At 58.0% G+C, this 24,068-nt stretch carries 17 protein-coding genes; 11 read left to right on the plus strand and 6 right to left on the minus strand.

Going from position 1 to position 24,068, the window contains the following annotated elements:
* Positions 1 to 138 precede the first annotated feature (138 nt).
* The 5 genes from AC3ISI_RS13100 to AC3ISI_RS13120 all read left to right on the plus strand — a co-directional run bounded on the left by AC3ISI_RS13100 (position 139) and on the right by AC3ISI_RS13120 (position 6,680).
* Positions 139 to 3,627 (plus strand): response regulator, encoded by a 3,489-nt coding sequence (locus AC3ISI_RS13100; RefSeq protein ID WP_489337336.1) that lies wholly within the window; start codon positions 139 to 141, stop codon positions 3,625 to 3,627.
* On the plus strand, positions 3,627 to 4,460 hold the full coding sequence (locus AC3ISI_RS13105; RefSeq protein WP_489337337.1) for a CheR family methyltransferase: 834 nt from the start codon (positions 3,627 to 3,629) through the stop codon (positions 4,458 to 4,460). The genes AC3ISI_RS13100 and AC3ISI_RS13105 overlap by 1 nt, the downstream gene beginning before the upstream one ends.
* Positions 4,457 to 5,050 (plus strand): chemotaxis protein CheB, encoded by a 594-nt coding sequence (locus AC3ISI_RS13110; protein ID WP_489337338.1) that lies wholly within the window; start codon positions 4,457 to 4,459, stop codon positions 5,048 to 5,050. The genes AC3ISI_RS13105 and AC3ISI_RS13110 overlap by 4 nt, the downstream gene beginning before the upstream one ends.
* A complete protein-coding gene (locus AC3ISI_RS13115; protein WP_489337339.1) occupies positions 5,044 to 6,225 on the plus strand; it encodes a hybrid sensor histidine kinase/response regulator in 1,182 nt (393 codons plus the stop codon). Before AC3ISI_RS13110 ends, AC3ISI_RS13115 begins: the two co-directional genes overlap by 7 nt.
* Positions 6,226 to 6,302: 77 nt before the next feature.
* A complete protein-coding gene (locus AC3ISI_RS13120) occupies positions 6,303 to 6,680 on the plus strand; it encodes a response regulator (RefSeq protein ID WP_007949268.1) in 378 nt (125 codons plus the stop codon).
* A 35-nt stretch (positions 6,681 to 6,715) separates the two neighbouring features.
* Here the strand turns inward: AC3ISI_RS13120 and AC3ISI_RS13125 are convergent, their stop codons facing one another.
* The 3 genes from AC3ISI_RS13125 to AC3ISI_RS13135 all read right to left on the minus strand — a co-directional run bounded on the left by AC3ISI_RS13125 (position 6,716) and on the right by AC3ISI_RS13135 (position 11,167).
* Entirely contained in the window at positions 6,716 to 8,368 is a 1,653-nt protein-coding gene (locus AC3ISI_RS13125) for an ATP-binding protein (RefSeq protein ID WP_489337707.1), read from the minus strand.
* A 14-nt stretch (positions 8,369 to 8,382) separates the two neighbouring features.
* Positions 8,383 to 9,885: an ATPase domain-containing protein gene (locus AC3ISI_RS13130; RefSeq protein WP_489337340.1), complete on the minus strand. Its 1,503-nt coding sequence runs from the start codon at positions 9,883 to 9,885 to the stop codon at positions 8,383 to 8,385.
* A 226-nt stretch (positions 9,886 to 10,111) separates the two neighbouring features.
* Positions 10,112 to 11,167 (minus strand): HEAT repeat domain-containing protein, encoded by a 1,056-nt coding sequence (locus tag AC3ISI_RS13135; RefSeq protein ID WP_489337341.1) that lies wholly within the window; start codon positions 11,165 to 11,167, stop codon positions 10,112 to 10,114.
* 184 nt (positions 11,168 to 11,351) lie between these two features.
* Here AC3ISI_RS13135 and AC3ISI_RS13140 point away from each other — a divergent pair, with 184 nt between their 5' ends.
* The 3 genes from AC3ISI_RS13140 to AC3ISI_RS13150 are packed head-to-tail and all read left to right on the plus strand — an operon-like array spanning position 11,352 to position 14,647.
* Entirely contained in the window at positions 11,352 to 13,487 is a 2,136-nt protein-coding gene (locus AC3ISI_RS13140) for an FUSC family protein (protein ID WP_489337342.1), read from the plus strand.
* Complete coding sequence (locus tag AC3ISI_RS13145; protein ID WP_007949274.1) at positions 13,477 to 13,677, plus strand: DUF1656 domain-containing protein; 201 nt, start codon at positions 13,477 to 13,479, stop codon at positions 13,675 to 13,677. Before AC3ISI_RS13140 ends, AC3ISI_RS13145 begins: the two co-directional genes overlap by 11 nt.
* Before the next feature lie 4 nt (positions 13,678 to 13,681).
* Complete coding sequence (locus AC3ISI_RS13150) at positions 13,682 to 14,647, plus strand: HlyD family secretion protein (protein ID WP_489337343.1); 966 nt, start codon at positions 13,682 to 13,684, stop codon at positions 14,645 to 14,647.
* A 159-nt stretch (positions 14,648 to 14,806) separates the two neighbouring features.
* On the opposite strand, the gene AC3ISI_RS13155 is transcribed toward AC3ISI_RS13150, so the two are convergent.
* From AC3ISI_RS13155 to mexE, 3 genes are read right to left on the minus strand one after another with little or no spacing between them, the layout of a single operon-like run.
* Positions 14,807 to 16,228, minus strand: a complete 1,422-nt coding sequence (locus AC3ISI_RS13155) for an efflux transporter outer membrane subunit (protein WP_489337344.1) — start codon at positions 16,226 to 16,228, stop codon at positions 14,807 to 14,809.
* Positions 16,225 to 19,407, minus strand: a complete 3,183-nt coding sequence (locus tag AC3ISI_RS13160; RefSeq protein WP_489337345.1) for an efflux RND transporter permease subunit — start codon at positions 19,405 to 19,407, stop codon at positions 16,225 to 16,227. Before AC3ISI_RS13160 ends, AC3ISI_RS13155 begins: the two co-directional genes overlap by 4 nt.
* 15 nt (positions 19,408 to 19,422) lie before the next feature.
* On the minus strand, positions 19,423 to 20,676 hold the full coding sequence (mexE, locus tag AC3ISI_RS13165) for a multidrug efflux RND transporter periplasmic adaptor subunit MexE (protein ID WP_489337346.1): 1,254 nt from the start codon (positions 20,674 to 20,676) through the stop codon (positions 19,423 to 19,425).
* Positions 20,677 to 21,085: 409 nt separating this feature from the next.
* Between mexE and benA the strand changes: the two genes are divergently transcribed.
* From benA to benC, 3 genes are all read left to right on the plus strand, one after another.
* Positions 21,086 to 22,444, plus strand: coding sequence for a benzoate 1,2-dioxygenase large subunit (gene benA, locus AC3ISI_RS13170; RefSeq protein ID WP_489337347.1), 1,359 nt, complete (start codon positions 21,086 to 21,088; stop codon positions 22,442 to 22,444).
* A complete protein-coding gene (gene benB, locus AC3ISI_RS13175; protein WP_489337348.1) occupies positions 22,441 to 22,929 on the plus strand; it encodes a benzoate 1,2-dioxygenase small subunit in 489 nt (162 codons plus the stop codon). Before benA ends, benB begins: the two co-directional genes overlap by 4 nt.
* A 67-nt stretch (positions 22,930 to 22,996) precedes the next feature.
* Positions 22,997 to 24,010, plus strand: coding sequence for a benzoate 1,2-dioxygenase electron transfer component BenC (gene benC / locus AC3ISI_RS13180; RefSeq protein WP_489337349.1), 1,014 nt, complete (start codon positions 22,997 to 22,999; stop codon positions 24,008 to 24,010).
* Positions 24,011 to 24,068 lie beyond the last annotated feature (58 nt).

A 24,068-nucleotide genomic window follows, 5' to 3' on the forward strand; every position in this document is an offset into this window, starting at 1 on the left:
AACAGCAAGGATAACCGCTCCCTTTGCGCTCGCGCAGCTAAATGCGGGGATTTACCGTGATACGCGGCAGAAAATTGGATCAACCCGGCTTTTTTGGGGCAAACTCCTTCAATTTGAACAGTTCGACAAGGCCTTCCCATGACCACTGCGTCTTCGGTTGACGAGCAACGATTCCGCAAACTCCTGAGCCGCAACGTCAGCCTGCCATTGGGTGTCGGCGTCATTAGTGCGGTGTTTTTTGTCTCGCTGATCACTTATTTGTTGTCGGTGATCCAGTGGGTCGAGCACACCGATCGGGTGATCAATAACGCCAATGAGGCTTCCAAGCTGACTGTCGATCTGGAAACAGGCATGCGCGGTTATTTGCTGACCGGTGACGAACACTTTCTTGATCCCTATGAGACGGCCAAGCCAAGAATAACGGTTGCGCTCAATACATTGCTCGAACTCACCGCCGACAATCCGGCGCAGACCGATCGTGTGCGTCGTCTGCAAGCGTTGCAGACCGACTGGACAAACTACGCGCAATCGATGATCGATTTGCAGCGTACCAGCGGTGATTACCGCGCCGCGGTCAAGACCGGACGTGGCAAGCGTCTGACGGATGAAATTCGCAAGCAGTTCGAAGACGTGATCGACATGGAGCAGCAGTTGCGTGCCACGCGCAACGAGGATGTGCGCCGTACCACGATTTGGAGCATCGGCCTGTACCTGTTGTTCATCGCCGGTATCAGCGCCTTGCTGGCCTACATTGGCCGTCGCGACCTGCTCAATCTTTCGCAAGTCTACAGTGCCAACCTGGCTGCGCAGCAAGCCAGCGCCCGGCGTCTGGAACAACAAGCCTGGCTGCGTAATGGCCAGACCGAGCTGGCCGGGCAAGTATTGGGGCAACTGAGCCTCAACCTACTGGGCCGCAATATTTTGCAGTTCTGCGCGCAGTATTTGGGCACTGCCGTCGCCGCCATTTATGTTCGCGAAGACCATGGCGGCCTCAAGCGTATTGCTTCTTACGGTTTTTCGCGTGAGCAGGAAGAACGCGACCAGCAGATCTACAGCGATGAAGGGATCGTCGGTCAGGTCGCGAACCAGGCTCGCCTGATCCGTCTTGATGACGTGCCGAGCGATTACTTCAAGGTCAGTTCCGGCCTGGGCGAAGGCCTGCCGCATAGCGTGCTCGTGGTGCCGACCAGTGATGATGGCCGGGTCAATGGCGTGATCGAACTGGGTTTCCTGCGCCCGTTGGGTGATCGTGACATCGAGTTGCTTGAATTGATTGCCGGCAACATCGGCACGTCGATCGAAGCCGCGCGTTACCGCCAACGTTTGCAGGAAGTATTGGGCGAAACCCAGCAGCTCAACGAAGAGCTGCAAGTGCAGCAAGAAGAGCTCAAGACCGCCAACGAAGAACTCGAAGAACAGTCGCGAATTCTCAAGGAGTCCCAAGCGCACCTCGAAACCCAGCAGGTCGAGTTGGAACAGACAAACGAGCAGCTCGCCGAACAGGCGCAGATCCTGGCGGATCAACGCGATGCCATGGACCTGAAGAATACCGAGCTGAACCAGGCTCAAGTGCAGCTTGAGGATCGTGCCCTGGAATTACAGCGCTCCAGCAAGTACAAGTCCGAGTTTCTCGCCAACATGTCCCACGAGCTGCGCACGCCGCTGAACAGTTCGTTGATCCTGGCCAAATTGCTCGCTGAAAACCCGCAGGAAAACCTCACGGCCGAGCAGGTGAAGTTTGCCGAGTCGATCTATTCGGCCGGCAATGACTTGCTCAATCTGATCAACGACATCCTTGATATTTCCAAGGTCGAGGCCGGCAAGCTGGAGATGCATCCCGAAAATGTCAGCGTCGAACGTCTGGTTGACGGCTTGCGCGGGATGTTCGAGCCGATGGCAACTGACAAAAACCTCGCCTTTCACGTCGAGTCGCAACCCGGTTCGCCGAAGATGCTCTTCACTGACCGCCAGCGCTTGGAACAAGTGATCAAAAACCTGCTGTCGAACGCGGTGAAGTTCACCGAGAGGGGCTCGGTCAGCCTGACCGTGGTACCCCAGCCCAGTGAGGGGGTCGCCTTTATCATCCGCGACTCCGGAATTGGCATCGCCGAGGATCAGCAGGACAGCATTTTCGAAGCCTTCCGCCAGGCTGACGGCACGACTAACCGCCGCTATGGAGGCACCGGGCTGGGCTTGTCGATTTCACGCGATCTGGCCGCGTTGCTCGGTGGTTCGATCAGCGTAACCAGTGAGCCGGGGCGGGGCAGTGTGTTCACCCTGGTCTTGCCCCGGCAATACGTCGAGCCGGACGACGAGCTTGTAGAACCCATGAATGCCTCCCCGGTGGCAACTCACCGCGTGGCACCGGCAGCGCGGGTGCCGCTGATTGCCAAGGGGGACACTCCTCGCTTCAACGACGACCGCACCCAAACGCCGTTCAAGACGCGCTGTATTCTGGTGGTGGAAGATGAACCCAACTTTGCGCACATTCTCTACGACCTTGCACATGAGCTGGGCTATCAGTGCCTGGTCGCCCACGGTGCCGACGAAGGTTATGACCTGGCCAAGGAGTTTATTCCCGACGCTATTTTGCTCGATATGCGCCTGCCGGATCATTCCGGACTGACCGTGTTGCAGCGCCTGAAGGAACACGCCGAAACCCGGCACATTCCGGTTCACGTGATTTCGGTGGAAGACCGGTTCGAAGCCGCGATGCACATGGGCGCCATCGGTTACGCGGTCAAGCCGACCACCCGCGAAGAACTCAAGGATGTGTTCGCCCGTCTCGAAGCTAAGCTGACCCAGAAGGTCAAACGGGTGCTGTTGGTGGAAGATGACGACCTACAGCGCGACAGCATTGCGCGCCTCATCGGCGATGAAGACATTGAGATTACCGCCGTTGGCCTGGCTCAGGACGCGCTGGACCAACTGCGAACAACGATTTTCGATTGCATGATCATCGACCTGAAATTGCCGGACATGCTCGGCAATGACTTGCTCAAGCGCATGTCCACTGAAGACATTTGCTCGTTCCCGCCGGTGATTGTCTACACCGGGCGTAACCTGACCCGCGATGAAGAGGCCGAACTGCGCAAGTATTCGCGCTCGATCATCATCAAGGGCGCACGCTCGCCCGAGCGTTTGCTGGATGAGGTCACACTCTTTCTGCACAAAGTCGAATCGAAGTTGTCCCATGAACGGCAGAGGATGCTCAAGACCGCGCGCAGCCGCGACAGGGTCTTTGAGGGTCGCAAGGTGCTGCTGGTGGATGACGATGTTCGGAACATTTTCGCCCTCACCAGTGCGCTGGAGCAAAAGGGCGCAGTCGTGGTTATCGGCCGAAACGGTCGTGAGGCGATTGAAAGGTTGAATGAAGTCGAGGACATCGATTTGGTGTTGATGGACGTGATGATGCCGGAGATGGATGGCTTCGAAGCCACTATCGAGATCCGCAAGGACCCGCGCTGGCGCAAGCTGCCGATCATTGCGGTGACGGCCAAGGCCATGAAGGACGATCAGGAGCGCTGCTTGCAGGCCGGCTCCAACGATTACCTGGCCAAGCCCATCGACCTGGATCGCCTGTTCTCGCTGATTCGCGTGTGGTTACCGAAGATGGAACGCATTTAGTGGAACGCATGTATCCAGTGGAGCGAAACAGCGAAATCGAACTGCGCTTGTTGATTGAGGCGATTTACCTCAAGTACAGCTACGACTTTCGCGACTATTCCGGCGCTTCGATCAAGCGCCGGGTGAATCATGCGCTGGTTCAATTCGAGTGCAACACCATCTCGGCCCTGCAAGAAAAGGTGCTGCACGACCCGACTGCGTTCATGCAATTGCTGCAATTGCTGACGATCCCGGTCAGTGAGATGTTTCGCGACCCTTCGCACTTCCTGGCAATTCGCAAGGAAGTAGTGCCGCTGCTCAAGACCTATCCATCGATCAAGATCTGGATTGCCGGGTGCAGTACCGGCGAAGAGGTCTATTCGATGGCCATTCTGTTGCGCGAAGAAGGCTTGCTCGACCGCACCATCATTTATGCCACTGACATCAATCCGCGCTCGCTGGACAAGGCCAAGCAAGGGATTTTCTCCATGGAAAATGTCCGGGCCTACACTTCTAACTATCAGCAGGCGGGTGGCCAGTGTTCATTCGCCGACTACTACACGGCGGCTTATGGTTACGCGATTTTCGACAAGAGCCTGTGTGAGAACGTGACGTTCGCCGATCACAGCCTCGCGACCGACAGCGTCTTCTCAGAAACTCAATTAATTTCATGTCGTAACGTATTGATTTACTTTAATAAAAATCTTCAAGATCGTGCGTTCGGGTTGTTCCATGAATCCCTGTGTCATCGTGGATTCCTGGTGTTGGGCAGCAAGGAAACCCCGGATTTTTCGGCCTTCGGCAACCAGTTCGAGCCGCTGGTCAAACAAGAACGGATCTACCGCAAATCATGAGCGACGTTGCAGATGTTCCTTCAATCGAGGCTATCGTGATCGGCGCTTCGGCCGGCGGAGTGGAGGCGTTGCTTACTATTCTTGGCCCGCTGCGTGAAGGCTTCACACTGCCGATCATTGTGGTGCTGCACCTGCCCGACGAGCGCCGCAGCCTGTTGGCCGAGGTGTTTGCACGCCGGGTTTCGATGCCGGTTCGCGAAGCGACCGATAAAACCCGGGTCGAAGCCGGGACGCTGTATTTCGCCACACCCGGTTATCACTTGTCGGTGGAACAAGACCACAGCTTCTCGTTGAGCCTGGAAGATCGCGTGCATCATTCGCGCCCCGCCATCGATTACCTCTTCGAGTCCGCTGCCGATGCCTACGGTTCAGCCTTGGCCGCCGTGTTACTGACGGGGGCCAATCGCGACGGTGCCCGTGGCCTTTCCCACGTTAAACGTCGCGGTGGCCTTACCATTGTGCAAGACCCGAATGAGGCGCAGGTCGCAACCATGCCTCAGGCAGCACTGGATATTCAGCAACCTGATCATATCCTCACCGTCCGCGGCATCGGCCGTCTGCTTGTCGAGCTGGAACGAATAGCATGTTAAGTAACATCCAAGCTAAATTGCTGATCGTCGACGATCTGCCGGAGAACCTGTTGGCGCTTGAAGCGCTGATCAAAAGCGAAGATCGTTTGGTCTACAAAGCGTTGTCTGCCGACGAAGCCTTGTCGCTGTTGTTGCAGCACGAATTCGCCATGGCCATTCTCGATGTGCAGATGCCGGGCATGAATGGTTTCGAGTTGGCCGAATTAATGCGCGGCACGGAAAAAACCAAGAACATCCCGATCGTGTTTGTCAGTGCGGCCGGTCGCGAGTTGAACTATGCATTCAAAGGCTACGAAAGCGGCGCAGTGGACTTCCTGCACAAGCCGCTGGACATCCAGGCGGTCAAGAGCAAGGTCAACGTGTTCGTGGATCTTTATCGCCAGAGCAAGGCGATGAAGCAGCAAGTTGAAGCGCTGGAGCAGAGTCGTCGCGAGCAAGAGGCGTTACTTAAACAGCTGCAGCGCACTCAGCTGGAACTGGAACAAGCGGTGCGCATGCGCGATGACTTCATGTCGATCGTCGCCCACGAAGTGCGCACGCCGCTCAATGGCCTGATCCTTGAAACCCAGTTACGCAAGATGCACCTGGCCCGGGATAACGCGTCGGCGTTCACGCTAGACAAGATGCACGCCATGGTCGACCGCGATGAGCGGCAGATCAAAAGCCTGATCCGCTTGATCGAAGACATGCTGGACGTGTCCCGCATCCGCACTGGCAAGCTGTCGATCCGACCCACTCAATTTGATCTGGTGCAATTGGTCAGCAACCTGCTGCAAAACTTTGCGCCGCAGGTCGAAGCCGCGGAGTCTTCGGTTACGCTGACGGCCGAGCACCCGGTGGTCGGCAGCTGGGACGAATTCCGTATCGAGCAAGTCATTTCCAATCTGCTGACCAATGCATTGCGCTATGGCGCCCACAGTCCGATCGACGTTCGCGTGTACAATCAGGACGGCCAGGCGCGGGTCGAAGTCCAGGATCGCGGTATCGGTATCGGCGAAGAGAACCAGAAACGTATTTTTCAGCAGTTTGAACGGGTTTCGGCCAAAACCGTGGTGGCGGGGTTAGGGCTGGGGCTGTTTATTTCGGAACAGATTGTCGCTGCCCATGGCGGCACTATCACCGTCGAGAGCCGGATTGGCGAAGGCGCATTGTTTCGCGTTTGTCTGCCGCTGTAGGAAAACAGCCAGATAAACGCAACCTCTGATCGACCCTAGGGTCGTATCAGCAGCTATTGACCGAACAAAGGCTTCCCATGAGTGAAGATGCGCAAGATGTAGTACTCATTGTCGAGGATGACCCCTCGATTTTGATGGTGTTGTCCGCTTACTTGTCGGGTGAAGGTTACCGGGTACTGCAGGCCGAAAACGGCGAGCAGGCCTTTGAAATTCTGGCGAGCAAACCGCACCTGGACATGATGATCACCGACTTCCGCTTGCCCGGCGGGATTTCCGGCGTGCAGATCGCCGAGCCTGCGGTAAAGCTGCGACCGGAACTCAAAGTGATTTTTATCAGCGGTTACCCGCAGGAAATTCGCGAGACCGACAGCCCGATCACCAAAACAGCGCCGATCCTGGCCAAGCCGTTTGATCTCGATGAACTGCAAGAGCTCATGCAGCAAATGCTTTCCTGAGCTCATTGCGATCGGAGGTCGAGGGGAGGGGCGCTTCAGATGCTGATCATCTCCCGCACCTTGGCCGTCAGCAGGTCGAAGGTGAAGGGTTTGGTGATCATCTGCATGCCGGGGTCCAGAAACCCTCCGCGCACGGCCGCGTGTTCGGCATAACCGGTGATGAACAACACTTTCAGATCCGGCCGATATTGCCGGCCGATTTCTGCCAGTTGCCGGCCATTCATTCCCGGTAGTCCCACATCGCTGATTAGAAGGTCAATACGTTGGTCGGAATCGAGAATCGGCACAGCGCTGTCAGCATCGCCCGCTTCAACGAAGACGTATCCCAATTCACTCAATACCGCGCTGACCAGCACGCGTACCGCCGGGTCGTCTTCGACAATCAGTACGGTTTCACCGTCCTGAGCGTGGGGAGCGTGCTGGATGTCGATCAGGTTTTCCTCGGCAAGATCTCCGCTGTAACGCGGTAGAAACAGTGTCACCGATGTGCCGTGACCCACTTCGCTATCGATAATGACGTGACCGTGAGACTGCTTGCTGAAACCGTAAATCATCGACAACCCCAACCCTGTGCCCTGACCGATCGGTTTGGTGGTGAAGAAGGGGTCAAATGCGCGGTTGATCGTGCTTTCGGGCATGCCACAGCCAGTGTCGGTAACACGCAGCACCACGTAATCACCGGGCAGCAGATTGCCGTGGGCCGCCACGAATGCAGAATCCAGCTGCTGATTGGAGGTATTGACGATCAGCGTGCCGCCTTCGGGCATGGCATCACGGGCGTTAAGCACAAGGTTGAGCAGGGCGCTTTCGAGTTGGTTGGGGTCAGCCTCGGCGACCCAGAGGTCTTCACTCAACTGCATGTCCAGCTGAATACTTTCGTTGATGCTGCGCTGGAGCAGTTCGCCCATGGACGCCACCAGCGTGTTCATCTCCACTGGTTTGGAATCCAGCGATTGGCGCCGTGAGAACGCCAGCAGACGGTGGGTCAGGCCCGCTGCACGGTTAGCCGAGGTCACGCCTAAATCAATCAGTCCATCGAGGTCCTCGGTTCGGCCTCGAGCCAAGCGTCGACGCAGCAGCTCCAGACTGCCGATAATGCCGGTCAGCATGTTGTTGAAGTCATGGGCGATTCCGCCGGTGAGTTGGCCCACCGCTTCCATTTTCTGCGACTGCCTCAAGGCTTCTTCGTTGTGTCGCAGCTGGGCGGTGCGCTCCTCGACCTGTTGTTCGAGGGTTTCCAGCGTATTTTGCAGGCGTAGTTCACTTTGACTCAGATCGATCAATCGGTCCCGCGCCTCATACTGTCGTCGTCGTCCACGCAATGCGGTGGTGACGAGGCTGATCAGGGTCACCGGATGAAACGGGCGCTCAAGGAAGGTCACATTACCCAATTGCGGCCCGAATCGCGAAGCCGGGTTCTGCTCGGGCCCACCGTGATGGGTCAGCAGTACGATCGGCAGGTCGGACCACGCCGGCTGTTGCTCGATCAGATGCAGAAGCGGGTCGAGACCACAACCAATCAGTGCTTCCGAAGCAATCACCAGCAGTCCGGCACCTTGCACCAACTCACTGCACAGCGCCCCAAGGTCCCGGGTCACAATGCCTTCGAATCCCGCTTCGTTGAGCATCATCAGCGCAATCTGGCTGTCGCGTCCCAGCGGCGCGAGAATGATCGCGCGCTCGGACATTGCCTCGACAATACTCACCGGACATCGTCCTGAAGTAGTGGCTGGCTGGCACCCAGATAGGTTGGCACGCCGCGTAATACACCCTGGAACGCATCCAAGGGCTCACCAATCGTCATGCCCCGGCTACCGATGCGGTATTCGCGGATGGTCGATTCGTGGCTGCCGGTGCGTTTCTTGATGATCGAGATCGCCCGGCGTACCTTGCCCAGGGCTTCGAAGTAGCGCAACAGAATCACTGTGTCAGCCAAATAAGTGATATCGACCGGCGCTTGCATGTCACCGACCAGCCCGTGTTGGGCGACCGTCATGAACGTCGCTGCGCCTCGCCGATTGAGGTACAGCAGTAACTCGTGCATGTGCAGTACCAGCGCGTTTTCCTCGGGCATCGCGGCCTGATAGCCGTTGATGCTGTCGATCACCACGGTTTTGATCTCACGCTCATCGACACAACGGCGAACCCGGTGGGAGAACTCGCCGGGGGACAGTTCGGCGGCGTCGACTTGTTCGATCAGCAGGTTGCCGGTGTCTTGCAGCGCCTGCAGGTCGATGCCCATGTTTTTCATGCGCTCAAACAACAGCCCCAGTTCTTCATCGAAGATGAACAGCGCGGCTTTTTCACCACGGGTCACAGCGGCAGCGGCGAAGATCATTGAGATCAGCGATTTACCGGTACCGGCCGGACCCAGAATCAACGTGCTGGAACCCGTCTCGATACCGCCGCCGAGCAGGGCGTCCATTTCCTTGATGCTGCTGGTCAACTGTTGGCGGACATAACCGCCCCGATGTTCGGCCGCCACCAGCCGCGGGAACACGTGGACGCCGTCGGCGATGATGGTGAAGTCATGATAACCGCCACGGTACTTCTGGCCGCGGTACTTCACCACACGGATGCGGCGGCGTTCGGCGCCATAGTTGGGCGTCAGTTCTTCGAGGCGAATCACGCCGTGCGCGACGCTGTGTACGGTTTTATCCAGAGATTCGGTGGTCAGGTCATCCAGCAACAGCACGGTAGCGTCGTAACGCACGAAGTAATGTTTGATCGCCAGAATCTGTCGACGATAACGCAGTGAACTCTGGGCCAGCAGGCGGATTTCGGACAGGCTGTCGAGCACCACGCGGGTGGGTTTGACCCGCTCGACCACTTCGAAAATCTGCTTGGTGGCCTCGCCCAGTTCAAGGTCCGAGGAGTACAACAGGCTTTGCTGGTGCTCGGCATTGAGCAGGCTTTCCGGCGGTGTCAGCTCGAAGATGTGGATGTTTTCATCCAGCTCCCAGCCGTGGGACAGTGCGCCTTGACGCAGTTCTCGCTCGGTTTCTGACAGCGTGATGTACAACGAGCGTTCGCCAGCACGGGCGCCGGCCAACAGAAAATGCAACGCGACGGTGGTTTTGCCGGTTCCAGGTTCGCCCTCCAGCAAAAATACGTGTCCGCGGGACAAGCCACCGGCCAGGATGTCATCCAGACCTTCGATACCGGTTGCGGCTTTTGCACTGAAAAACTCGTTTGATGTAGACAAAAAAAACCCTCTCATGAGCAGGGAAAGTGAAGCAGCAGGCTTGAGGTGCCTGTAGGGACTGCCTGATCACTTGACCTCTGGCCGTGATGACGGTTCAACCTTTTTGCTGGCCTGACGCGTAGCCGCTGCCGAAGGCTGCGTTTTAGTGCGTAGCGCTCGTTGTCGGATGGTGGGCGGGTGCTACGCGCCCGGACGCAGCCTTCGGCAACAGCTACAGAGGGTAGTGTTACAACCCTTGCTGCAATGCGGGGTCATCCGGGTTGAGCTGTTCCAGTTGCGCCAGCAGAATCTGCACGTTCTGCAACTGCCCGCTTTCCTTCCAGTAGTTGATCAGCAGCACACGCGCTTTGCGGTCGGAAGGGTGGCGCTGGACGATCTCCTGTAGTTGCTTTTGCGCAGCTTCCAGCTCTTGCTCAAGGTGCAAGGTGGTCGCCAGGTCGTAGCGATAGTCTTTGTTGTCGGGCTCCAGCTCCACGGCTTTGGAAAGGCCGAGCAAGGCAAACTCACTTTGCCCGTGGTGCAGCAACCAAAGCCCCAGGGCATGTTGCAGGTAGGCCGAGTCGGGCTGCGCTTTCAATTGTTTCGCCAGCAACTGGCGTGCGGCATCGCTCTGGCCTTGCCGGTCGAGCACATCAATCTGCATCACCAAGGCCGGCAGATTACCTGGGTCCAGCTGTAATGTGCGTTCCAGCGCTTCCTGCGCCTCTTTCAATTGGGCGTTGTGCAGGTGCAGGCGCGCTAACTGGTATTGGTTTTGAGCACTGGGCGGTTGACTGTCAAGGGCCAGTTCCCAGGCATCGATCGCTTGCTCCAACGGTCCGAAATACAATCCCAGATCATCCGGCGACAACCCCAGCAGAGCGTTGACGGCTGCAAATCGCACGTTTTCTTCGTCGTCATCGAGCATCGGGCCAATCAATAGGCTGCGTTGCCCGGCGGAGACCAGACCACTAATGCTTTTGATCGCGGCGATCCGCACGTCTTCATTGGGATGTTGCAGGTCCGCGTCCGCCAGTTTCAGGGCCTGCGGGCTTGGGTAGTTGGGCAGTTCAGCATGCAGCCAGATGCGACGCTTGGCCGACAGATCAGGGCGGCTCAATTGCTGGTAAAGCACCCGCGCAGCCCCCGGTTGACCGGTACGGGCCTGAGTCAACGCTTCGCTGTAACCACGTTTGATTGCTTCGGGCACCTCAGGCGTTGTGCTGCGCAGCAATAACCAGGCAATAGCGATGGCAAACAGCACACAGAGGCTGATGAGCAAGTAGCGGCGGGACTGGGGCATGCAGGAATCCAGGAGCTGGCAAGCTTTTGCAAAGGCGGTCAGCTTCGGTCAGGCCGGGCTGTGAGTCAAACCCTGACGTGCCACTATATCGACGATTTTGCCTACAGGTCCCGTCGACATTGAAATCTGTCGAGGCCGTGAAGCAGTGACTACGCTTGCTAGAGATGACTCGAAGAGTGCTCCCATGCAACCGCTGCTTCAATACTTCAAGGTGATACTCAATCCCGGCCAAGGGGTGTTGCTGTTTGCCTTGAGAACCATTGTGGCGGGGCTACTGACGCTGTACCTGGCGTTCCTGTTCGACCTCGATCAACCCAAATGGTCGATCATGGCGGTGGTCATCGTCAGCCAGCCACTGGCCGGGATGGCACTGGCCCGCAGTTTCGGCCAGGTCATCGGCACCACCCTCGGGGCTGCCGCGGCGGTGTTGATCATGGCGATCTTCCCCCAGGCGCCGCTGCCGTTCATTGTCACCCTGGCACTGTGGCTGGCGCTGTGCACCGCCGGTGGCACCTTGTTGCGCTACACCAGTTCCCAGGCTTTTGTGCTGAGCGGCTACACGGCGGTGGTGGTGGCGTTGTTGGCCATACCTGATCAGGACGGCACTTTCCTGCTGGCCGTTACGCGCGTGACCGAGACGCTTCTGGCGGTGGCATGTGTCTGCGTGGTCAGCGTGCTGACTGCGCGTCCAGAAGCCGTGGCCCGTAGCTACTTCACCAAAATTGATCACGTGATCAAGTTACTGGCGACGCACGCCGCTGCCGTGATTCGAACCGAAGAAAGCGACGCCGATTTTCAACGCAGGCAAATGCAACTGTTGGGCGAAATCAGCGCCCTGGAAGGACTACGCCGGCATCTGTACTTCGATGCGCCACGGTTGCGCAATGCCAACAGTCTGGTGCAGTTGCTGGGAAACCAATTGGTGTTGCTGACATCACGGCTGATGGCGCTGCGCCATCAGCGTGAGCTGCTGACCGAGCGCTGGAAAGGCGATTTACCTCTGGAAATACAGCGTTTGCGCGCTGAAGAACTGGCATTTCTCGATGAGCTGGCCCAAAAAGGCCGCTCGCTATCGGCCGCTGCACGCCAGCATTTTTCGGCATTGCAGCAGCGTTTCGATGATCAGGCTTACAAGGCTGAACAACTGACCGAAACCATGCCGGCCACGCTACGTTCGCTAGCCTGGGCCCTGCGCTGGGAGCAAGCGCGGTTATTGCAGCAACTGGAGCAGATTCTGGAGTTGAGTGATGCCATTCAGGAAGGACGCCAAGCCAGCAGCATGTTTCGGGGACAAGAGAATCCGCTGCATCTGGATTTGACCCTGGCCGCGATGAACGGCATTCGGGCCTTTACCGCATTTGTGGTCGCCGGACTGATCTGGATCGAGACGGGCTGGGATGGTGCGCGCGGCGGTATGGTTCTGGTTGGGATTCTGTGTTCGCTCATGGCAACGTTCCCCCGACCGCTACTGGCTGCGCAAAGCTATGCAAGGGGCCTGGGCCTGGCGTTGTTGGTGTCGGCGCTTTACCAATTCATGCTGGTGCCAATGATCAGTAATTTCGAGCTTTTGGCATTGCTGTTGGCGCCGTTGCTGTACGCGGTCGCAGTAGGGCTCGCCACGCCGGCGACCACCGGGACGGGCATCGGTCTTGGGTTGTCAACCTTTCTGTTGTTGGGGCCGCAAAACGTTGGTATCGGCCAGAACAGTGCGATTCAGTGGTTCGAGTTCGCTGCCGCGTACATCAGCGCAACGGTCCTGGCATTGAGTGTCTTCGCCTTGATTTTCCCGTTCAGGCCGGTTTTGCGGATTCGCCGGCTATTCAAGGAAAACACTGAGCAGGTCTACGCTTTGATAAAGGTGCCGGCCACCGATGAACATCAATTTGCCTTTGAAAGCCGCATGGTCGATCGCCTGACCATGATGTTGGGATTGTTACCGGCGACCAGCGACAAGTCTTCTGGCGAGTTTTTTCAGGTCAGCCTCGGGTGCATGGCGCTGGGCGTTGCGTTGAATCAGCTCAGGCAGCAGGGGCAGGGCAACACGCTGTTGAGTTCAGAGCAACAGCGCCGGTTGTTGGCGGCTGTCCGGGACTGCGGGAGATGGGTTGCCGGGCGCCCCGGGGTAGATGTCAACCGGCTGCTGGGGGATTTGCACACCCTGGGTGACGAGTTGGACGATCTGCATCTGGAGGTTCACGAGCACCTGTGGTCGGTGTTCCGGATGCGCGTGGCGCTGCTGATCGTGGAGTCGTTCATACAGCGATACCGCGAGTACTTTCAACCTGTAGACGAAGCGGGAGTGCCGGCCCTTGCCCATTGATTTTGAACTCGGTGGCGTGTACTTGCCGCCAATCGCTCAAGCGTTGCTATTGGCGCTGCCGATTTTTCTTGCGCTGGACTGGGGCTTGCGTCGTCTCGGCGTGCTGCGTTTCGTCTGGCATGAAGCTTTGTTCGAGGGCGCGTTGTATGCCTGCGTGTGCGCAACGCTGATTCTGGTAATGGGAGCCTGATGCCTTGAAGAACATCCTTCCACGACTCGCAACATGTGGCGTCGTAGTGCTGGCCTTCATTCTTGGCTGGTTCGCCTGGGAGCATTACACCAGAGCCCCCTGGACCCGGGATGCACGGGTGCGCGCTGATGTGGTGACGTTGTCTGCCGATGTCTCGGGGCGCATCGTCAGGCTGGCGGTTCAAGACAACCAGCATGTTGATAAAGGCCAGTTGCTGCTGGAAATCGACCCGGCTCGTTACACCCTGGCAGTCGAACACTCCAAGCGCTCAGTAGAAGTGGCGAAAGGTTCGCTGGGGCAGTCGCAAGCGGCGATTACCGCCAGCGAATCGCTGCTCAGGCAACGACAGAGCGAAGAGCATCGGCGGCGTACGCTGAAGGAACGCTCGGCGATTTCTGGTGAAGAGTGGGAAAAAGCCAACACGGAGGTGACCGTGGCTGAGGCCGATCTACTGCGTAACCAGGCCAATCTGATTTTGGCCCAGGCCAATGTGCAACTGGCCATCGCTGCATTGAGCCAGTCCGAACTGAACTTGCAGCGTACGCGGGTCGAATCGCCCGTCACCGGTTTTGTCACCAACCTGCTGACCCGTCAGGGCGACTATGCCACTGTCGGAGGCCCACTGTTGGCACTGGTGGACAGCCAGTCGTTTTATGTCAGCGGATACTTTGAAGAGACCAAGTTGCCGCGAATCGCAGAGGGCGACCGGGTCAACATTGAATTGATGAGCGGTGAAGCCTTCGGCGGCACCGTGCAAAGCATCGCCTTCGCTATCGCCGACCGCGAAAACCTGCCCGGTGGGCGCATGCTGGCCAGCATCAACCCCAGCTACACTTGGGTCAAACTCGCACAACGGGTGCCGGTACGGATTCAGATTGACGCCGACTATGTCGACAAAAACCTCCTGCGCGCCGGGACAACGGCCACCGTAACTGTCCTCGAAAACCACAACACCCAGGATCACCGCTAACCCCCTGTAGGAGTGAGCCGCCCGGAGCAGGCTCACTCCTACAGGGGATTGCAGTGGGTTTGGAGAATCAGCAGACCAAAAAAGCCCCGCGACCGAATGAGGCGCAGGGCTAAAAAATTTTGGTTGGTTGCGGCCAACCAAAGGAGCGCTTTAAAAAGCTTACTTGCTGGCGATCGTCTCGGGTTGCCAGCCACCGCCCAAGGCTTTGTAAATCGCGACAATGCCGCTATACAGATCGGTTTCGGCCTGAGCCTGGGTATCTTCGGCCGCCAGTCGCTCGCGTTGAGCGTCCAGCAGGACGAGGAAGTCCGCCGTGCCTTCGCGGTAGCGAATTTCGGCCAGGTCGGCGGCGGCGCGGCTTGATTCACTCTGACGAATCAGTGAGATCAACCGTTGCTGCCGTTTGCCGTAATCGCTAAATGCGTTTTCCGACTCTTCCAGCGCTAACAGCACCTGCTGCTCGTAAGTCGCCAGTGCGCCTTCGGCATCCGCATCGGCAGCGCGGATACGGGCCTTGACGCTGCCCAGGTCAAACGCAGGCCAGGTGATGCTTGGGCCCAGTGCCCAAGCGCTGGCCGCCGAAGAACCGATTTGCGAGCCGCGACCGGCGGTGAAACCCAGGAAACCGCTGAGGCTGACGCGAGGGAACAAATCTGCCGTGGCCACGCCGATACGGGCGGTGGCAGAAGCCAGTTTGCGTTCAGCGCTGAGGATGTCTGGGCGACGTTGCAGCAGTTCACCCGGATCGCCAATCGGCAACGCTTTAGCGATTGCCGGCAAGCTCTTGGGACTCAGATCGACGGTCAGCTTTTCCGGGCGCTGACCCAATAGGGTGGCGATGCGGTTTTTCTGTCGTACCTGTTCAGCCTGTAATTGCGGCACGCTGGCTTCGACGGACGCCAGACGTGCATCGGCACGCTCCACATCCAGCTGATCGCCGACGCCGGCATCGCGCAGGCTGATGGTGATCTTGCGCGATTCCTGTTGGTTTTGCAGGTTCGCCAGCGCGATTTTCTCCCGTAGTTGCGCGCCGCGCAGTTGACCGTAGGAATCCACCAATTCGGCAATCATCGTGACTTGCAGTTGGTACAGATCGGCTTCGACGGCTTGCTGTTCGGCGTTGGCCGATTCCAGGTTGCGCTGGATGCGGCCAAACAGGTCGATCTCCCACGCCATGTCCAGGCCCAGGTCGTAGCGTTCGATGTTGACCCGTTTTGTGGACTCACTCGGGATTTGCGCCTTGCCCAGATCACTACTGGCCCGGCTGGTGATGGTCGGCATGGCGTCATTGCTGATGTCATCACGAATCGCCCGAGCGGCTTTCCAGCGCGCGAAGGCCACGCGCAAATCACGGTTGCCTTGTAGCGATTGAGTCACCAACTGGTTGAGGGTCGGGTCCTCGAATTGCTGCCACCAGATGCCTTCGAAATGCGAGCGGTCGAAGTTTTTCTGACCGGCCGCGCCATCGGTAGCTGTGGTGATCTTGGCCGGTGCAGTCGCTGGGGTTTTGAAGTCCGGGCCGACGGTACAGGCACTCAGGGCCAGTACCAGCAGGCTCGGCAGGAACGCTTTCAAACTCATTGTTGCGACTCCAGTTTCAGGGCCTTGGCCGTTTTGCGCTTTTCACCGCGCTCGACAAAGTTGCGAATCAATACGTAGAACACCGGTGTCAGCAACAGACCGAAGAAGGTCACCCCGAGCATCCCGGAGAACACCGCCACACCCATGGCGTGACGCATCTCGGCACCGGCACCGCTGGAGAACACCAGTGGCACGACACCCATGATGAACGCGAAGGATGTCATCAGGATCGGACGCAGACGCAGGCGGCAAGCTTCAAGCACAGCAGCCAGCGGGCTCATGCCTTCGTCCTGCTGTTTGTCCTTGGCAAACTCGACGATCAAAATCGCGTTCTTACAGGCCAGTCCCACGAGTACGATCAAGCCGATCTGGGTGAAGATGTTGTTGTCACCGCCCGAAGCAATCACACCGGTAATAGCTGACAGCAGGGTCATCGGTACGATCAGGATCACCGCCAATGGCAGGCTCCAGCTTTCGTACTGAGCCGCAAGTACCAGGAACGCCAGCAGCACGCAGAGCGGGAACACGAACAGTGCGGTGTTGCCAGACAGAATCTGCTGGTAAGTCAGGTCGGTCCACTCGTAGGTCATGCCGTTCGGCAGTTCAGCCTTGAGCAGTTTCTCGATGGCTTTTTCGGCCTGGCCAGAACTGTAGCCCGGGGCTGCTGCACCGTTGATTTCAGCGGTGATGAAGCCGTTGTAGTGCATCACGCGGTCCGGCCCCGAGGTGTCGCTGACCTTGATGAAGGTCGCCAGCGGGATCATCTCGCCTTTGTTGTTGCGCACTTTCAGCTGACCGATCTGGTCCGGTTCAAGACGGAACTGTTGTTCAGCCTGAACGTTGACCTGGTAGGTACGACCGAAGCGGTTGAAGTCGTTGGCATACAGCGAACCCAGGTAGATCTGCAGGGTGTCGAAAATGTCACTGACGGCCACGCCGTGGGTCTTGGCTTTTTCCCGGTCGATGGCGGCATCGACCTGCGGCACGTTCACGGTGTAGCTGGTAAACAGGCCTGCCAGTTCCGGCACGCTATGGCTTTTGTTGATGATGTTCATGGTTTCTTTGTACAGCTCGTCGTAGCCCAGGTTGCCCCGGTCTTCGATTTGCAGGCGGAAACCACCAATGGTGCCCAGGCCCTGTACCGGCGGCGGCGGGAAGATCGCCATGTAGGCTTCTTGAATCCCGGCGAACTGACCGTTCAAGGCTCCGGCAATCGCACCGGCAGACATGCTCGGGTCTTTGCGTTCGTCGAACGGTTTCAACGTCACGAACACGATGCCGGCGTTAGGGCTATTGGTGAAGCCGTTGATCGACAGGCCGGGGAAGGCCACCGCACTTTCCACGCCTGGCTGTTTCAGGGCCAGGTCGGACATACGTTTGATCACGTCTTCGGTACGGTCCAGGCTCGCCGCATCCGGCAGTTGAGCGAAGGCCACCAGGTATTGCTTGTCCTGGCCGGGAACAAAACCGGTCGGGGTGTTGGCGAAACCGAAGAAGGTCAGCACCATCAAACCGGCGTACAGGAGCAAGGCGATCCCGCTGCTGCGGATAACCCGGCCCACGGTGCCGACGTAACCGTGACTGGCCTTGTCAAAGAAGCGGTTGAACGGACGGAACAACCAGCCACCGAAAATCTTGTCGAGGACTTTGGAGAAACGGTCTTTCGGCGCGTCATGGCTTTTCAGCAATACGGCAGCCAGTGCGGGCGACAGGGTCAGCGAATTGAAGGCCGAGATCACCGTCGAAATTGCAATGGTCAACGCGAACTGCTTGTAGAACTGCCCCGTGAGACCGGAAATGAACGCCGCCGGGATAAACACCGCACACAGCACCAGCGCGGTGGCGATAATTGGGCCGGTCACTTCACGCATGGCACGCTTGGTCGCTTCGACTGGCGTCAGCCCCAGTCCAATGTTTCGCTCGACGTTCTCCACCACCACGATGGCGTCATCCACCACGATACCGATGGCGAGTACCAGACCAAATAGCGACAAGGCGTTCAGCGAGAAACCGAACAAGTGCATCACGGCAAACGTACCGATCAGCGAAACCGGTACCGCCACCAATGGAATGATCGAGGCACGCCAGGTTTGCAGGAACAGGATCACTACCAGAACCACGAGAATCAGCGCTTCAAAGAGGGTGTGAACCACCGCCTCGATGGAACCGCGCACGAAAATCGTCGGGTCATAAACGATGCTGAAATCCATGCCTTCCGGGAAGTTCTTCTTCAGCTCGGCCATCTTGCCGCGCACTTCGTTGGAGATTTCGATGGCGTTGGAGCCCGGACGCTGGAAGATCGGGATCGCCACCGCCGGTTGGTTGTTGAGCAAAGAGCGCAGGGCGTATTGGCTGGAACCCAGTTCGACGCGGGCAATGTCTTTCAGGCGCGTGATTTCACCGTTATCGCCGGAGCGAATGATGATGTTCTCGAACTCTTCTTCGGAAACCAGACGACCCTGGGTGTTGACCGACAGCTGGAACGCGGTGGCATTCGGCGCAGGCGGCGCGCCCAGTGCACCGGCAGCCACCTGACGGTTCTGTTCACGAATCGCGCCCACCACATCGGTGGCGGTCAGGTTGCGTGAAGCGGTCTTGTTCGGATCAAGCCAGACCCGCAGCGAGTAATCGCCCATGCCGAACAATTGCACGTCACCGACACCGCCCAGACGCGCCAGCTCATCCTTGATGTTGAGCAGGGCGTAGTTGGACAGGTAGAGCATGTCGTAGCGCTTGTCCGGCGAGGTCAAGTGCACAACCATGGTCAGGTCGGGCGAAGCCTTGTCGACGGTGATACCGATGCGCGTCACTTCTTCTGGAAGTTTGGGCTCGGTACGAGTCACTCGGTTCTGTACCTGCACCTGTGCGTTGTCCAGGTCGGTGCCCAGCGCGAAGGTGATGGTCAGGGTGATCTTGCCGTCAGCGGTGGACTGCGAGGACATGTACAGCATGTTCTCGACGCCGGTGATGGCTTGCTCCAAAGGAGCTGCCACGGTTTCGCCAATGACTTTAGGGTTGGCACCCGGGAAGTTGGCACGGACGACAACGGTCGGCGGCACGACTTCCGGGTATTCGCTGATCGGCAACTGGAACAGCGAGATGGCGCCGGCGATCAGGATCAGCAGCGACAGCACCGCGGCAAAGATCGGCCGTGAAATGAAGAATTGGGAAAAATTCATCGGAGTCGTTATCCCTTAACCGCGTGGAGTCGCGTCAGCCAGTTTCACAACCGTTCCCGGCGCAACCTTGGCAGGTGCGACTTGGGGCAGATTGCTGGCTTCCAGCGCTTGTCGTTGTTGGGCCAGAGCCGCGAGGGTTTGTTCGCTGGCCATGGGGATCACTTCAGGTGTGACCGGAGAGCCAGGGCGTACCCGTTGCAGCCCCTTGACGATGACGGTGTCATCCTTGTTCAGGCCGTTACGCACGATGCGCAAACCTTCAATCTTCGGCCCCAACTCGACGGCGCGGTACGCTGTTTTGTTGTCGGCATCCATGACCAGCACGAATTTTTTACCCAGATCAGTGCCGACCGCTTCGTCATTGATCAGCACGGCGGAATAGGTGCCGCTGCCCACCAGTTTCAGACGTGCATAAAGGCCAGGGGTGTAGCTGCCGTCCGCGTTGTCGAAGACCGCACGACCACGGATGGTGCCGGTTTTCGGGTTGACCTGGTTGTCGATGAAGTTCATCACGCCCTGGTGCGGATTGCCGTCTTCGTCGGACAGACCCATGTAAACCGGGGTGGTGGCGCCGCGTTTACCCTGGCGAGCGAGCTGGGTGTACTTGAGGAATACGCGTTCGTCAGCATCGAAGTAGGCGTAGACCTTATCGGTGGACACGACGCTGGTCAGTGGCGTGGTATCGGCGGTCACCAGGTTGCCGGCGGTGATTTGCGCACGGCTGACGCGACCGCTGATGGGGGCGGTGACGCGGGTAAAGCTCAGGTTCAGCTTGGCCAGGTCCAGTTGCGCCTGAAGGGCACCTACGGCGGCGCGGGCTTCTTGAGCCGCACTGGTACGCGAGTCGGCCAGTTCGGCGGAGATCGCGTTGCTGGTACGCAGGCGTTCACCGCGCTGAGCTTCGTTTTCACTACGGATTGCGTTGGCGCGGGACTGGGCAACCAGGGCTTCGAGGCGGCGGACCTCTGCCTGGAATGGACGCGGGTCGATCTGGAACAGCAAATCGCCTTTCTTGACCAGTGCGCCTTCAGTGAATGCCACTTCATCAATTTGCCCGGAGACCCGCGGACGAATTTCTACCGTTTCCGGCGCTTCCAGGCGCCCGGTGAATTCGTCCCACTCGTTGATCGGTTGTTCCAACACCTTGGCGACGCTGACTTTGGCCGCAGGCATCGTCGCGGCAGACTCCGGAGCCTTGCCGCATGCGCTCATCACCAGCACGGCCAGCAGGGCCAACGGGAAGCGCAAATGTTTGAGTGATTGTTCCATGGATGCATCCGCCAATGTATTGAGAATGGACGGATGATGAGCGGCGAGGGGGTATGTCACGAATCGAATGAAGCGAAGGTAACTATCATTCGGAATGATATGAAGACCGGGCAAGCTCTCTAGCATGCACCTTTGGCTGATCAGTGATCAATTGAATTGATAGCAATTCAGTGTTGCTGAGACCGCAAAGGTCGGGCATGAAAGCGAGTCGAGGCCATCGCGCAAGCCACGCTCCCACAGGGGGAACACCTCAGATCCAGTGTGGGTCATTTCGCCAGCGCTGGCGTCCTGTTAGTCAATTCACTCACTTTGCAGGAAACGGATAAAGCTCTGCAGTGAGCGGATATCACGACCTGACCGCCCGCTCTAGCATTGATCTGCCCGAACAAAAACAATGGAGACGGCAGTCATGTCCCTGCGACCCGAATACCTTCATTCCCTGCTTGAAGAAAATCCAGAGCAGGGCATCTACCGCTGCAAGCGCGAGATGTTCACCGATCCGCAGCTGTTTGATCTTGAGATGGAACACATCTTCGAAGGCAACTGGCTGTACCTGGCCCACGAAAGCCAGATTCCGAACAAAAATGATTTCCTGACCACCACCATGGGGCGCCAGCCGATCTTCATCGCGCGCAACAAGGACGGTGTGCTGAACGCATTCGTCAACGCCTGCAGCCATCGCGGCGCCATGCTGTGCCGGCACAAATCCGGCAACAAAAGTTCCTATACCTGCCCATTCCACGGCTGGACGTTCAACAACTCTGGCAAGTTGCTCAAGGTCAAAGACCCGAGCGAGGCCGGCTATCCAGAAGGCTTCAACTGCGAAGGTTCGCATGACTTGACCAAAGTCGCGCGTTTCGAGTCCTATCGCGGCTTCCTGTTCGGCAGCCTGAATCCCGACGTGAAGTCGCTGGCTGATCACTTGGGTGAGTCGGCCAAAATTATCGATATGATCGTCGATCAGTCCGCAGACGGTCTGGAAGTACTGCGCGGCTCAAGCTCTTACATCTACGAGGGCAATTGGAAGCTTACTGCCGAAAACGGCGCCGATGGTTACCACGTCAGTTCGGTGCACTGGAACTACGCCGCCACTCAGAGCCAGCGTACCCAACGTGACGCCGGGGAAGAGATCAAAACCATGAGCGCCGGAAGCTGGGCCAAGAAGGGGGGCGGTTTTTACTCTTTCGATCATGGACATCTGCTGCTCTGGACCCGTTGGGCGAATCCTGAGGATCGACCAGCTTACGAACGCCGTGACGAGTTGGCCCGTGATTTTGGTCAGGCTCGCGCCGACTGGATGATCGAAAATTCGCGCAACCTGTGCCTTTACCCCAACGTGTACCTGATGGACCAGTTCAGTTCGCAGATTCGTATAGCCCGGCCGATTTCCGTCGACAAAACCGAGATCACCATCTACTGCATCGCACCTAAAGGTGAGAGCGCCGAGGCGCGCACCAAACGCATTCGTCAGTACGAGGATTTCTTCAACGTCAGTGGCATGGCCACGCCTGATGACCTTGAAGAGTTCCGCTCCTGCCAGACCGGTTACGGTGCCGGCCGCGGCTGGAATGACATGTCCCGAGGCGCTGCCCATTGGGTGGAGGGCGCTGACACGGCCGCCCAGGAAATTGACCTCAAACCCTTGCTCTCCGGGGTGCGCACCGAAGATGAAGGCCTGTTCGTGCTGCAGCACAAGTACTGGCAGGAAACCATGCTCAAGGCTGCCGAGGCCGAGGCGCAACTTATTCCAGTGGAGGCCGTGCAATGAGCAGCACTTACGACATCGTGCGCGACTTCCTCTATCGCGAGGCTCGTTATCTGGATGACGGCCAATGGGATCAATGGCTTGAACTGTACGCTGGCGACGCGAGTTTCTGGATGCCGTCCTGGGACGACAATGACACGCTGACTGAAGACCCACAGAGTGAAATTTCGCTGATCTGGTATGGCAGTCGCGGTGGCCTGGAAGATCGCGTGTTCCGCATCAAAACCGAGCGCTCCAGCGCGACGATTCCAGACACGCGGACCTCGCACAACCTCAACAACATCGAAATCGTCGAAGAAGGTGAGGGGCTATGCCGCGTGCGCTTTAACTGGCACACCCTGAGCTTCCGTTACAAAACCACCGACAGTTACTTCGGTACCAGCTTCTACACCCTGGACATGCGCGGCGAGCAGCCGCTCATCAAAGCCAAGAAAGTGGTTCTGAAGAACGATTACGTCCGTCAAGTCATCGACATCTACCATATCTGATCCATGCGGTGACGAGTCACGGGGGCCTATGGGCACACCGGACTCGGTACTGCGAGCGAGGTGCATCATGAGCTTCCATATCGCCCTCAACTTTGAAGACGGGGTGACCCGTTTCATCGAGGCTGCTGGCCACGAAACCGTCGCCGATGCGGCGTATCGTCAAGGCATCAACCTACCGCTGGACTGTCGCGACGGTGCCTGCGGTACGTGCAAATGCTTCGCCGAGGCGGGTCATTACGACATGGGCGACAACTTCATCGAGGACGCGCTGAGTGAAGAAGAACACGCCTTGGGCTACGTCCTGACCTGTCAAATGCGCGCCGAGAGCGACTGCGTTTTACGAGTGCCTGCGTCTTCGCAAGTGTGTAAGACCGAGCAGGCGAGCTATGAAGCGACCATCAGTGATGTGCGCCAATTGTCCGAGAGCACTATCGCGTTGTCCATCAAGGGGGACTCTCTGAGCAAACTGGCGTTTCTGCCGGGCCAGTACGTCAACCTGCAGGTGCCGGGCAGCGAACAGACGCGTGCCTATTCCTTCAGCTCGTTGCAAAAGGATGGCGAGGTCAGCTTCCTGATCCGTAACGTGCCCGGTGGCCTGATGAGCAGCTTTCTCACGGGGCTGGCCAAGGCGGGCGACAGCATGAACCTGGCAGGTCCTTTGGGCAGTTTCTACCTGCGAACGATCAATCGGCCATTGCTGCTGTTGGCGGGTGGTACGGGCCTGGCACCCTTCACCGCCATGCTTGAAAAAATCGCTCAAGATGGCAGTGCGCACCCTGTGCACCTCATCTACGGGGTGACCAATGATTTCGACCTGGTTGAGATTGAACGTCTGGACGCTTTGGCGGCCAGCATTGCGAATTTCAGTTTCAGCGCCTGCGTGGCCAACCCTGAAAGTCAGTACCCACTTAAGGGATACGTTACTCAACACATCGAACCGCGTCACCTGAATGAAGGTGATGTCGATGTGTACTTGTGCGGGCCGCCACCCATGGTTGAGGCGGTCAGTCACTACATCCGCGAGCAGGGCATCACGCCAGCGAATTTCTACTACGAGAAGTTCGCTGCCGCTGCCGCTTGATCCTGTTTTTCGCGGGGGAACGCAGTGTGCAGGCAACTTTCCCCCTCCTTATCCGAGG

The sequence above is a fragment of the Pseudomonas sp. GL_139_B genome, from assembly GCF_057834475.1.

Coding starts and splice junctions, on each gene's coding strand:
- AC3ISI_RS13100 (WP_489337336.1), top strand. CDS start 139: ATGACCACTGCGTCTTCGGTTGACGAGCAACGATTCCGCAAACTCCTG.
- AC3ISI_RS13110 (WP_489337338.1), top strand. CDS start 4,457: ATGAGCGACGTTGCAGATGTTCCTTCAATCGAGGCTATCGTGATCGGC.
- AC3ISI_RS13115 (WP_489337339.1), top strand. CDS start 5,044: ATGTTAAGTAACATCCAAGCTAAATTGCTGATCGTCGACGATCTGCCG.
- AC3ISI_RS13120 (WP_007949268.1), top strand. CDS start 6,303: ATGAGTGAAGATGCGCAAGATGTAGTACTCATTGTCGAGGATGACCCC.
- AC3ISI_RS13125 (WP_489337707.1), bottom strand. CDS start 8,368: ATGTCCGAGCGCGCGATCATTCTCGCGCCGCTGGGACGCGACAGCCAG.
- AC3ISI_RS13135 (WP_489337341.1), bottom strand. CDS start 11,167: ATGCCCCAGTCCCGCCGCTACTTGCTCATCAGCCTCTGTGTGCTGTTT.
- AC3ISI_RS13140 (WP_489337342.1), top strand. CDS start 11,352: ATGCAACCGCTGCTTCAATACTTCAAGGTGATACTCAATCCCGGCCAA.
- AC3ISI_RS13155 (WP_489337344.1), bottom strand. CDS start 16,228: ATGAGTTTGAAAGCGTTCCTGCCGAGCCTGCTGGTACTGGCCCTGAGT.
- AC3ISI_RS13160 (WP_489337345.1), bottom strand. CDS start 19,407: ATGAATTTTTCCCAATTCTTCATTTCACGGCCGATCTTTGCCGCGGTG.
- mexE (WP_489337346.1), bottom strand. CDS start 20,676: ATGGAACAATCACTCAAACATTTGCGCTTCCCGTTGGCCCTGCTGGCC.
- benA (WP_489337347.1), top strand. CDS start 21,086: ATGTCCCTGCGACCCGAATACCTTCATTCCCTGCTTGAAGAAAATCCA.
- benB (WP_489337348.1), top strand. CDS start 22,441: ATGAGCAGCACTTACGACATCGTGCGCGACTTCCTCTATCGCGAGGCT.
- benC (WP_489337349.1), top strand. CDS start 22,997: ATGAGCTTCCATATCGCCCTCAACTTTGAAGACGGGGTGACCCGTTTC.